General features: G+C 72.7%; 12 protein-coding genes. 6 read left to right on the top strand and 6 right to left on the bottom strand.

Annotated features, from left to right (window positions below; all coding sequences use genetic code 11):
- Positions 1-208 precede the first annotated feature (208 nt).
- The 3 genes from GA0115242_RS09270 to GA0115242_RS09280 all read left to right on the top strand — a co-directional run bounded on the left by GA0115242_RS09270 (position 209) and on the right by GA0115242_RS09280 (position 2583).
- Positions 209-1033: an alpha/beta fold hydrolase gene (locus GA0115242_RS09270; RefSeq protein ID WP_093826490.1), complete on the top strand. Its 825-nt coding sequence runs from the start codon at positions 209-211 to the stop codon at positions 1031-1033.
- Positions 1034-1139: 106 nt separating this feature from the next.
- Positions 1140-1391 (top strand): hypothetical protein, encoded by a 252-nt coding sequence (locus GA0115242_RS09275; RefSeq protein ID WP_093826492.1) that lies wholly within the window; start codon positions 1140-1142, stop codon positions 1389-1391.
- 10 nt (positions 1392-1401) lie between these two features.
- On the top strand, positions 1402-2583 hold the full coding sequence (locus GA0115242_RS09280; protein ID WP_237548944.1) for an SPFH domain-containing protein: 1182 nt from the start codon (positions 1402-1404) through the stop codon (positions 2581-2583).
- Positions 2584-2602: 19 nt separating this feature from the next.
- Here the strand turns inward: GA0115242_RS09280 and GA0115242_RS09285 are convergent, their stop codons facing one another.
- Entirely contained in the window at positions 2603-3520 is a 918-nt protein-coding gene (locus GA0115242_RS09285) for an alpha/beta hydrolase family protein (RefSeq protein ID WP_093826494.1), read from the bottom strand.
- A 134-nt stretch (positions 3521-3654) separates the two neighbouring features.
- Between GA0115242_RS09285 and GA0115242_RS09290 the strand changes: the two genes are divergently transcribed.
- Complete coding sequence (locus GA0115242_RS09290) at positions 3655-4275, top strand: TetR/AcrR family transcriptional regulator (RefSeq protein WP_093826497.1); 621 nt, start codon at positions 3655-3657, stop codon at positions 4273-4275.
- Positions 4276-4284: 9 nt separating this feature from the next.
- On the opposite strand, the gene GA0115242_RS09295 is transcribed toward GA0115242_RS09290, so the two are convergent.
- Positions 4285-4518, bottom strand: a complete 234-nt coding sequence (locus tag GA0115242_RS09295) for a DUF397 domain-containing protein (RefSeq protein ID WP_093826498.1) — start codon at positions 4516-4518, stop codon at positions 4285-4287.
- Positions 4515-5354 (bottom strand): helix-turn-helix domain-containing protein, encoded by an 840-nt coding sequence (locus GA0115242_RS09300; protein WP_093826499.1) that lies wholly within the window; start codon positions 5352-5354, stop codon positions 4515-4517. The genes GA0115242_RS09295 and GA0115242_RS09300 overlap by 4 nt, the downstream gene beginning before the upstream one ends.
- Positions 5355-5478: 124 nt before the next feature.
- Between GA0115242_RS09300 and GA0115242_RS09305 the strand changes: the two genes are divergently transcribed.
- The gene (locus GA0115242_RS09305; protein WP_093826501.1) at positions 5479-5907 is read left to right on the top strand and encodes a hypothetical protein; all 429 of its coding nucleotides are present in this window, start codon (positions 5479-5481) and stop codon (positions 5905-5907) included.
- On the opposite strand, the gene GA0115242_RS09310 is transcribed toward GA0115242_RS09305, so the two are convergent.
- The 3 genes from GA0115242_RS09310 to GA0115242_RS09320 all read right to left on the bottom strand — a co-directional run bounded on the left by GA0115242_RS09310 (position 5908) and on the right by GA0115242_RS09320 (position 8931).
- Positions 5908-6558, bottom strand: coding sequence for a hypothetical protein (locus GA0115242_RS09310; protein ID WP_093826502.1), 651 nt, complete (start codon positions 6556-6558; stop codon positions 5908-5910).
- Between the two features lie 133 nt (positions 6559-6691).
- On the bottom strand, positions 6692-7384 hold the full coding sequence (locus GA0115242_RS09315; RefSeq protein WP_093826504.1) for a GntR family transcriptional regulator: 693 nt from the start codon (positions 7382-7384) through the stop codon (positions 6692-6694).
- Between the two features lie 191 nt (positions 7385-7575).
- Complete coding sequence (locus tag GA0115242_RS09320) at positions 7576-8931, bottom strand: aspartate aminotransferase family protein (RefSeq protein WP_093826506.1); 1356 nt, start codon at positions 8929-8931, stop codon at positions 7576-7578.
- Between the two features lie 208 nt (positions 8932-9139).
- On the opposite strand from GA0115242_RS09320, the gene GA0115242_RS09325 reads away from it, so the two are divergent.
- Positions 9140-10230, top strand: a 1091-nt coding sequence (locus GA0115242_RS09325) for a serine/threonine-protein kinase (protein WP_093826508.1), incomplete at its 3' end; no start/stop codon positions are given.

Raw genomic sequence — 10230 nt, forward strand, 5'->3', positions numbered from 1 at the left:
CCCGGTGATGCGCCCGCGGGCGCGCCCCCGCCGGTGTCGGTGCCCGCTCCGGTCCCCGCGTCCCCGTCCACGCCGCCTCCCCCTTGCCGCCCCGGCCGCCCGTCCGCCCGCCTCGCCGGATCGCCCGCGCCGCCCGCCCGCCCTCGGTACGCTGAGTGCTGATGCCGTGACGGTACGTCGTCACGGCACTCCGCGACGGGGGAGCGTCATGAATTCACCCGCGAGTGCCACGGTCACCGGACGCCTGCCCGTCCCCGGCGCGACCCTCCACCACGAGGTGCGCGGCGCCGCCGGGCCGCCCCTGCTCCTGCTGGCCGGGGGCAACTCCGACGCCGCCGTCTTCGAGGGGCTCGCCCCCGTCCTCGCCGACGACCACCGGGTGATCGCCTACGACCCGCGCGGCAACTCCCGCAGCACGCTGGACGGTCCGCCCGTCGACCAGCGCGTGGAGGAGCACGCCGACGACATCCGGCGGCTGCTCGACCACCTCGTCCCGGCCGGTCAGCGGGTGCGCGTCTTCGCGAGCTGCTCGGGGGGCCTGGCCGCGCTGCACTTCGCGGGCCTGCACCCGGAGCGGGTCGAGGCGCTGGTCGTGCACGAACCGCCCGCGCTGCGGCTGCTGCCGGACGCGGAGGAGCACCTGCGGCTGGTGGACCGGGTCGAGGAGACCAGGCGCCGGGAGGGCACCGGGGCCGCCATGGCGGTGCTGTCCGCGCTGTTCGGCGGGCGCCCGGCGCCCGAGCTGCCCGAGGAGCGCGACAACACGGAGTTCTTCCTCGCGCACGTGCTGCGCCCGACCACGCACCATCTGCCGGACCTCACCACGATCGCCGCCGGGGCCGCCCGGATCGCGGTGGCGGGCGGCCGGGCGTCGCGGGAGCAGACGGTCCACCGGCCCGCCCGCGCCCTCGCGGCCTACCTCGACCAGCAGCTCGTGGAGTTCCCCGGCGGCCACGTCGGCTACGTGAAGTGGCCGCGGGAGTTCGCGGAGGTCCTGCGCGTGACGCTGGCCGCGCTCCCCAGGCGCCGCTGAGCGCTGCCATCTCTTGACCTTTCCGGGACGTCCGCGCCCCGACCGATCGGCGGGGGCGGGGTTATCGTCGGGAACAGGGGATCGCAACGGTGGGAGGCAGTCGTCGATGGCACCGGACGAGGCTGTGATCGGCTGTACGGGGGAACTGCTCATCGGCACCCGGGGAAGCGCCGGTCCCGGTGAGATCCTCGTCCGGGTCAGAGGCGGCTCGGAGACCTTCCTCGCCTGGTCGGAGACGCCCCTGCCGACCGGCGCCACGGCGCTCGTGGTGCACTCGCGCGGGCTCCGTGAGGTCGACGTCATCGCGTGGGCCGATCCGTTGGACGCGTTGGACGGGCAGGCCGTCGACGCAGGCTGAGGAGAAGAAAATGTTCGGTTATCGCGTACCGGCTCCCGACCAGGCGATGCTGATCTCGGGCGGCCGCCGGGGGCTCGGCGGGGCGCCGTTCCGGGTGGTGACGGGACACGGCAAGTTCGTCCTGCCCGTCTTCCGCAAGACCCGGTTCCTCACCCTGTCGATGTGCGAGGCGGAGGTCACCGAGACCTGTGTGACCCGGCAGGGCATCGCGCTGCACGTCCGCGCGGTGATCGCGTTCAAGGTCGGCAACGACACCGAGAGCATCATCAACGCGGGCCAGCGGTTCCTGTCCGACCAGGGGCAGATGTCCGTGCTCACGGGCCGGATCTTCGCCGGTCACCTGCGGTCGATCATCGGCTCGATGACCGTCGAGGAGATCGTCACCGAACGGCAGAAGCTGGCCGCCGAGGTGCTGGACACCTCGAAGGTCGAGATGGCCAAGATCGGCCTGATCGTGGACTCGCTCCAGATCCAGTCCATCGACGACGGCGAGGTCGGCTACATCGAGGCCATGTCCGCCCCGCACAAGGCGGCCATCCAGCGCCAGGCGCAGATCGCGCAGGCGCAGGCCACCCAGGCGTCGGTGGAGGCGGAGCAGGTCGCGGCCCGCAACCAGGCGGAGTACGCCCGGCAGACGGCCGTGGTGCGGGCCGAGTACTCGGCCCAGGTGGACCGCGCCGAGGCGCAGGCGGCCCAGGCGGGACCGCTGGCCCAGGCGCACGCCCAGCAGGAGGTGCTCGCCGCGCAGACGGAGCTGGCCGAGCGGGCCGCGAAGCTCCGCCAGCAGCAGTTGGTGGCGGAGATCGTGAAGCCCGCGGAGGCCGAGGCCGAGCGCATCCGGGTGCTCGCCGTCGCCGAGGCGGAGCGGATGAAGATCCAGGCGGCGGCCGCGGCCTCCTACGACCGGGTCGCCCTCGACCGGATGCTCATCGACCAGCTCCCGCAGATCGTCAAGGAGGCGGCGGGCGGCCTCGCGGGCGCCAACGTCAACGTCCTCAACGGCGCGGACGGCCTCGGCGAGATCGCCGCGGGCCTGGTCGCCCAGGGCCTGACGATCCTGGACTCGGTCCGCCAGAACCTGGACGGGCAGCACCCGAGGACCGGGAGCGACGGCGGCCGTGACGGCGACGACGGCGACGCCGGTGACCGCGCGGACCGGGGCCTGGAACCCGGCCGCGGGGAGACCTCCTGACGCAGCGTCCCGCGCCGGGCTACTTGGAGTCGATGCGGCCGACGGGCTCCGCGGGGGTGGCCGCCAGGCGAGGCCAGGCGGCGGCGTCGACGCCCAGCGCCGTGCGCAGGAACGCCGTGGTGGCGCGCCGCACCAGGTCGACCCGCTCGGGGCTCTCGTCGGTGGTCTCGGTCGACCGGTAGTCCTGGATGCCGCCGAGCGAGTGCTCGCCGCCGTGCAGGGTGACGAGGTGCCGGGCGCCGGGGCTGTGGTGGTAGACGTCGGTGAACCAGTCGGGGCCGCGGCTGGAGAGCAGCGACTGGTCCTGGTCACCGGCGACCACGAGCGACGGCGTCGTGAGGCGGCTGAAGTCCGGGCTCATGAACGCGAAGTGCTCCTGCGCGAAGGGGCTCAGGTCCCCGCGCGCGAGTCCCGTCGTGGCCAGGAGCACCCCGGCCTTCACCCGGGGGTCGGTGCGGTCCTCGCCGGGGAGTCCGTCGGCGCCGACGACGCGCGCCCCGAGCAGCATCCCGATCGACTGCCCGCCCCAGGAGTGCCCGGCGAGCGCGAGCCGGTCCGGGTCGGCCCGGCCGGTCAGCCCGGGGACGGCGGCGAGGAGGGTGTCCAGCTCGTCGATCACCCGCACCAGGTCGTCGACCCGGGTCCGCCAGATCGTCGGGTAACGGGGATCGGCGGGGGTCAGCCCGAGGGACGTGGAGTCGAGGAACGTCGGCTGCACCACGACGAATCCGTGCGCGGTCCAGTGGTCGACCAGCGGGTCGCCCGCGGTCATCGAACCGCCGAAGCCGTGGGCGAAGACGATCACGGGCAGACCGGTGCCGGTGGCCGGGGCCGTGACGCGGACCTGGAGGTCGTCGCCGCGGCCCGGGGCCGGGAGGACCACGGGACGCACGCTCAGGACCTGGGCGGGGTGGGGGTTCGGGGCAACGGAAGACATGGCGGTCCCTGGGTTCTCGGACGGGGGCGATCTGAAACGGATCGCTGATCCGGAAGATACGGAACGCTGATCCGTTCCGCAAGTCGAAACGGATCAGCGTTCCGTAAGGGGTGGGGGCGTGCGATGATGAGGCGGTGAGCACCTCCAGGAACGCATCTCCCGCGACCGGCGCGCCCAGGCGGCGGCGGGACGTGGAGCGCAATCAGCAGTCACTGCTGGAGGCCGCGGCCGAGGTGTTCGCGGTGTCGGGGGTCGGCGCGCCGGTCCGCGAGGTCGCGGCGGCGGCCGGGGTGGGCGTGGCCACGCTCTACCGGCACTTCCCGACCCGCTCGGACCTGGTGGTCGCCGTGTACCGCCACCAGGTCGAGGAGTGCGCGCAGGCCGGACCGCGGCTGCTGGCGTCCGCGCCCAGCCCGTTCGAGGCGACCCTGCGCTGGGTGCACCTGTTCGTCGACTTCCTCGGGACGAAGCACGGGCTCGCGCGGGTCTGGGAGGGGGACGCGGACGAGTTCACCGCCCTGCACGTGCTCTTCCTCGACCGGCTGCTGCCGGTCCTGGCCGACCTGCTCGACGCGGCGCGCGCGTCGGGTGAGGTGGTCGCCCCGATCTCCGCCTACCGCCTCCTGCGGGCGGTGGGCGACCTCGTCGCGTGGAGCCCGCACGACCCGGAGTACGACGTGCGCGAGGTCGTGACCCTGCTCGTCAGCGGGCTCAGGCAGCCGCAGCCCGGCCTGCCCGACCCGGCCGCGTCCTGAGGGGGCCGGTCAGGCCCCGGCGAGAAACGCGGACCAGGCGCCGCCGGAGACCGTGAGGTGCGGGGCGTCCGGGGTCTTGGAGTCACGGATGTGCACGGCGGCGGGGCAGGGGCTGACCTCGACGCACTCGCCGCCGCTGTCGTTGCTGTAAGAGGACTTGCGCCAGGTGTAGGCGGCCTCGACGCAGTCGCCGCCGCCGCCGTCGCTGTAGCTCGACTTGAACCACCGCAGGGTGCTGCTCATGTCCGTTCTTCTCCCGCCAACTTCTTGATGAGGCTCAGTGAATCGTCCGGACTCAGAGCCTGTGATCGGATCTTCGCATACCGGTGGGTGAGGTGAGCCACCTTCACGGGATCGCTGACCAGCACACTCTCGTCCTCGATCTCCAGATACACCACGTGGTGGTGCTCCTTCGTCACAACTAGAACCATGTCGCCCCTCGTGCCGGCGTGTCCACCCCGCAACCCACGTTCCATAGGCATGACTTGAACGCTTACGTTGTCCCGCTCCGCGTCCTGCGCGAGGGCGCGCAGTTGGTCTTGCAGGATCTCCCAACTGCCGATCGGGCGGCGCAACACGGCTTCGTCCAGGAGTAGTTCGATCATGGCGGTCGGGTCCCGGTCCAGGAGCCTCCGGCGGGCGATTCGGGCCTCGACCAGTTCCTCCACCTTCGGGTCGGGCAACTTCGGGAACCCTCCGCCGATCAGCGCGCGCGCATAGTCGGGCGTCTGGAACAGGCCGCCCACCACGTACGTCTGATACGAAGACAGCGTCACCGCCTCCGCCTCCATCAGCGCGAAGTTCTTGAACTGCGGCGGGTACTTGTCGAGCAGGACGAACTTCCTGGCCTTCTCGAACACCCCGAGCCCGCCCCCGATCACCTCCTCCAGCTTCACCAGCATCGTGTCGCTGGCGGGCTGCGCGCACGTCTCCATCGCGCTGATCGCCGACCCGGTGTAACCGATCTGCTTCCCCAACTGGTCCTGCGTCAGCTTCTGTTGTTCGCGCAGTGCCTTCGCGAGGGCGGCCACCAGATGCGCCGTACCGCCCGCTTCCACCTTGTTCACAGATCGCGCCATCGCGCTCACTCCCGGGCTCAACCGAACTCAACCGGCCACCAAACGCTCAGCCCGATGCCTGACCGTAGTCACAGGTCGACGCTGAGTCATGGAAACGCTAGCGGGGGTTACGGAAACTGTCCCCATGAATGCGAAAAGTGACGACCTGTGCATCGAGTGGATCCCGGCCCACGGAGTGCAACTCCGCAAGGCCGGGGTCCAGTTCGACGCCGTTCGGATGGACGGGGAGCCGGGGCGCGCGCTGGCCGACCGGCTGGCGCGGATGACCGGGGGCGACCCGGGTCCGGTGATCGACGTCGCGGGCAGCCGCCCGTGCGTCTACTTCCTGGTGGCCGCGCGGAGCACCGCGTTCCACCTGTGGCCTGCCGAGGTGCGGAGGCTGACGTCGGGTCCCGACCGGGAGTCCTTCGTCCCGGTGCCCGCGCTCCACGACATGACCTGGCCGCTCTCGTGGCGCTACCCGCCGACCGCCCCCGACCGGTTCGTGCACACGATGCTGCTGCGGGCGGCGCTGGAGACACGGATGCTGGCGGCCGGGGCGGCCGGGCCCTAGCTAGCTGAAGACGATCATCGAGCCCTGGGCCAGGCTCCTGGTCGCCGCCGCGTGCAGACCGAGCCACACGTGGCGCTCCCGGGCGAAGGGGCTCGGGTCGTAGGGGAGCGGCGCCGCCGGTTCCTCCAGGCCCGTCGGGGCCGAGGGAGGCTGCGGGGGCGCCGGGGGGTTGGCCGGATCGATGCCGATCGACGGCGCCACGTACTCCAGCTCCCGCAGCAGCGCCTGGGAGGAGCCCAGCGGGCCGCCACCGGCGAGGAGTTCGTCGTTGGAGAGGGGGTGCGCGAAGTCGACCGGGACGTAGGCGCCCGCGTGGTCGTAGTGCCACACCAGGTGCGACTGCTGCGCCGTCGACTCGAACATCTCCAGCAACTGCTCGTAGTCGCCGCCCAGTTCGTCCACCGGCGTCACCGGCAGGCCGCACACCTGCAACAGGTAGGTCCGGCGCAGGAAATGGAGCGCGTCGTAGTCGAAACCGGCGACCGGCGCCACGTCGCCCGACAGGCCCGGCATGTACTGGTACACCGGCACCGGCGGGAGTCCGGCCTCGGCCAGCGCCTTGTTGTATTGCGCGAGTTCCTCGGCGAACGGGTTGTCGGGGGTGTGGCACAGCACGTCGACGAGTGGGACCAGCCACAGGTCACAGGCCAAAGGACAGCTCCTAGCGTGGGTCGGACGCCGACCGCCCGTGCAGGGGCGGTCAGGGAAGGTTAGTCCGTGCCGGGCGCGGACCGAGACCCTCGTACCGGTTCTTCCCGTTCCGGCGGCCGGATCCCCCTCGCGGTCAGCTCTCGGCGCGGCCCTCGACGAGGGAGAGCGAGTGCGTGTTGTACGCGTCGACGATGTCCCTCGCGGTGCCGGTGTCACGGACCGCGAGGGCGTCGACGAGGTCCGTGTGGGCCGACCACAGCAGGCCCCGCAGGTCGCTGAGGCGGCGCAGGTGCTGCACCGCGCACACCCAGGACTGCACCCGCAGCCGGTTCAGGAAGTCCGCCAGGTAGCTGTTGCCGAACAGGGCGCTCAGCTCGCGCCAGAACCGCAGGTCGTAGCCGATCAGGACGCTGAGGTCACCGGCCAGCGCGGCCCGCTGCGCCTCCTCGCCGCGCCGCCGCACCCCGGTGAGGGCGGCGATCGCGCGGGCGTCGTCGAAGACCGCGGACCGGGCCTGGCCCTCGTCCAGGAAGCGGAACATCCCGTCGGTGACCAGGCTGCGGGCCTCCACGATCCCCCGGTAGTCGGCGACCGAGTACTCGTGCACATGGAAGCCGCGGTGGTGGTCGGCGTCCAGGAGCCCCTGCGCGGAGAGGTCGACGAGCGCCTCGCGCACCGGCGTGGCGGAGACCCCGTACTGCTCGGCGATCTCCTTGACGGTGAACTCCTGGCCCGGCTGGAGCCGGCCGCCCAGTACCTCGTCACGCAGCGCGTCTGCGATCTGTTGCCGCAGGGTGCTGCGGGTCACGGCGGCGTTGCCGGGCATCGTAGGGGCCCCTCATCGCTTCGGTAGGCGTGCGCGAACATGTCGTCGAGGCCCGTACCGGCGCGGACGCCGGTCGATGACCTCGTACATGTCTACGAAAACGCCACCCTACGCGTTCGATCTCCCGCCGAAGTGGTGCGCGACGGGGGACGGCCGCCGACGTCGTCGGCGGCCGTCCGGGACCCGCTTCGTCACACCGTGTACTCGTCGGCGACGCCGAGTGCCGCGTCCAGACCGGCGAGGCCCTCCTTCAGCTCCGCCTCCGACACGTTGCACGGCGGCACCACGTGGGTGCGGTTCATGTTCACGAACGGCCACACGCCGTGCTTCTTCGCGGCGGCGGCGAACGCGGCCATCGGGCCGTTCGCCTCACCCGTCGCGTTGTAGGGCACCAGCGGCTCCCGGGTCTCCCGGTCGCGCACCAGCTCCAGCGCCCAGAACATGCCGACCCCGCGCACCTCGCCGACGCTCGGGTGCCGGGCCGCCAGCTCGCGCAGCGCGGGCTCGACGACGCTCGCGCCCAGCCGCTTCGCGTTCTCGACGACGCCCTCCTCCGCCATCACGTTGATCGTCGCGACGGCGGCGGCGCAGGCGAGCGGGTGCCCGGAGTACGTCAGCCCGCCCGGGTAGGGCCGCCGGGCGAACGTCTCCGCGACGGCGCCGGAGATGGCGACCCCGCCGAGCGGCACGTACCCCGAGTTCACGCCCTTGGCGAAGGTCATCAGGTCCGGGACGACGCCGAAGAGGTCGGCGGCGAACCAGTCACCGGTGCGGCCGAACCCGGCCATCACCTCGTCCAGCACGAAGAGGATGCCGTGCCGGTCGCAGATCTCCCGCACCCCGGCCAGGTAGCCGGGCGGCGGGATCATGATCCCGGCGGTGCCGGGGATCGTCTCCAGGACGATCGCGGCGATCGTCGCGGGCCCCTCGAAGGCGATCGTCGTCTCCAGGTGCTCCAGCGCCCGCGCGCACTCCTGCTCCTCGGTCTCCGCGTAGAAGCGGGAGCGGTACAGGAAGGGCGCCCAGAAGTGCACGACCCCGTGGGAGGCGGTGTCGGACGCCCAGCGGCGCGGGTCGCCGGTGAGGTTCACGGCCTGCTGGGTGCCGCCGTGGTACGAGCGGTACGCGGAGAGCACCTTGGCCCGCCCGGTGTGCAGCCGGGCCATCCGCACCGCGTGCTCGACGGCGTCGGCGCCGCCGTTGGTGAAGAAGATCTTGTCCAGGTCGCCCGGGGTGCGCTCGGCGATCAGCCGGGCCGCCTCCGACCTGGCCTCGATCGCGAAGGCGGGCGCGAACGTCGTCAGGCGTGCGGCCTGCTCCTGGATCGCGGCGACGACCTTCGGGTGCTGGTAGCCGATGTTGGTGTAGACGAGCCCGCTGGTGAAGTCCAGGTACCGCTTGCCGTCGTAGTCCCAGAAGTACGACCCCTCGGCGCCTGCGACGGCGAGCGGGTCGATGAGCTCCTGCGCGGACCAGGAGTGGAACACGTGCGCGCGGTCCGCCGCCTTCACTGCGGCGCCGACCTCGGGAAGTGGCTGAGGGGTCATGGGCCCGAGGGTAAATGTCCGGGACCGGCACGCGACATCGGCGTCCTGTCTGCGCCTGCGGCGCGAACGCGACAGGGTGTCGCGCGTGCGGCGGCCGGGGCCGGTACCGGCTGTTACGCAACCGTGTACAGGGGCCCGCCCGCTGTCGCGCGGGCCCCATTATCGTGAGCCCTTGGCGTACGCGCGTGTGGTTCGGGGGAGGGCCTGCATGGAGAAGCTGGGGGCCGGGGATCCGCCCCGGATCGGGGCGTACCGGCTGCTGGCGCGGCTCGGCGGCGGGGGCATGGGCCAGGTGTACCTGGCCAGGTCCGACCGGGGCCGCACCGTCGCGGTGAAGCTGGTGCGCGGGGAACTGGCCGCCCGGGAGGAGTTCCGGGCCAGGTTCCGGCAGGAGGTGCGGGCCGCCCGGCAGGTCGGCGGGTACTGGACGGCGCCCGTCCTGGACGCCGACACCGAGGCGCCGGTGCCGTGGGTGGCGACCGGGTACGTGGCCGGACCGAGCCTCCAGGAGGTCGTCGGGCGCGACCACGGGGCCCTGCCCGAACGGTCGGTGCGCGTGCTGGGCGCCGGGCTCGCGCAGGCGCTCATGGACATCCACGCGGCCGGGCTGGTGCACCGGGACCTCAAGCCGTCCAACGTGCTGGTCACCATCGACGGGCCGCGCGTCATCGACTTCGGCATAGCCCGCGCCCTGGAGACGGTCGCGGACGGCGGCCTGACCAGGACCGGGGCGCTCGTCGGCTCGCCCGGCTTCATGGCGCCCGAGCAGGTGCGCGGCGACCGGATCACGCCCGCCTGCGACGTCTTCTGCCTCGGCTCGGTGCTGGCCTACGCGGCGACCGGCCGGATGCCGTTCGGCTCGGCGAGCAGCGGCGCGCACGCCCTGATGTTCCGCATCGCCCAGGAGGAGCCCGATCTGACGGGCGTCCCGGAGGGCCTCGCCGACCTGGTCCGCGCCTGCCTGCGCAAGGACCCGGCCGCCCGCCCGGCCCCGCACCGGGTCCTGGAGCGCACCGGCGCGGAGGACACCGTGGAGGGCGGCAGGCTCAGGGACCCCTGGCTGCCCGCCGCCCTGGTGGCCCAACTGGGCCGCCACGCCGTGCGGTTGCTCGACACGGAGGACCCGGTCACCGAGGCGCCCGACACCCCGGCACCCACCCCCGGCACCCCGGAGAACCGACAGCCGGACGCGGGTTCGGATGGGGGTGGAGGCTCTGGCTCTGGCGCGGGCTCCGGTGCGGGTGCGGGTGCGGGCTCTGCCGGGTCCGGGCACGGGTCCGGGCGAGTCGGGCGGAGGCG

Origin of the sequence: Streptomyces sp. SolWspMP-5a-2 (assembly GCF_900091845.1) — a bacterium.
Taxonomy (GTDB): domain Bacteria; phylum Actinomycetota; class Actinomycetes; order Streptomycetales; family Streptomycetaceae; genus Streptomyces; species Streptomyces doudnae.

Excerpts from the sequence above, each read along its gene's own strand:
- GA0115242_RS09270 (WP_093826490.1), top strand. The coding sequence starts at position 209 with ATGAATTCACCCGCGAGTGCCACGGTCACCGGACGCCTGCCCGTCCCC.
- GA0115242_RS09275 (WP_093826492.1), top strand. The coding sequence starts at position 1,140 with ATGGCACCGGACGAGGCTGTGATCGGCTGTACGGGGGAACTGCTCATC.
- GA0115242_RS09280 (WP_237548944.1), top strand. The coding sequence starts at position 1,402 with ATGTTCGGTTATCGCGTACCGGCTCCCGACCAGGCGATGCTGATCTCG.
- GA0115242_RS09285 (WP_093826494.1), bottom strand. The coding sequence starts at position 3,520 with ATGTCTTCCGTTGCCCCGAACCCCCACCCCGCCCAGGTCCTGAGCGTG.
- GA0115242_RS09295 (WP_093826498.1), bottom strand. The coding sequence starts at position 4,518 with ATGAGCAGCACCCTGCGGTGGTTCAAGTCGAGCTACAGCGACGGCGGC.
- GA0115242_RS09300 (WP_093826499.1), bottom strand. The coding sequence starts at position 5,354 with ATGGCGCGATCTGTGAACAAGGTGGAAGCGGGCGGTACGGCGCATCTG.
- GA0115242_RS09305 (WP_093826501.1), top strand. The coding sequence starts at position 5,479 with ATGAATGCGAAAAGTGACGACCTGTGCATCGAGTGGATCCCGGCCCAC.
- GA0115242_RS09315 (WP_093826504.1), bottom strand. The coding sequence starts at position 7,384 with ATGCCCGGCAACGCCGCCGTGACCCGCAGCACCCTGCGGCAACAGATC.
- GA0115242_RS09320 (WP_093826506.1), bottom strand. The coding sequence starts at position 8,931 with ATGACCCCTCAGCCACTTCCCGAGGTCGGCGCCGCAGTGAAGGCGGCG.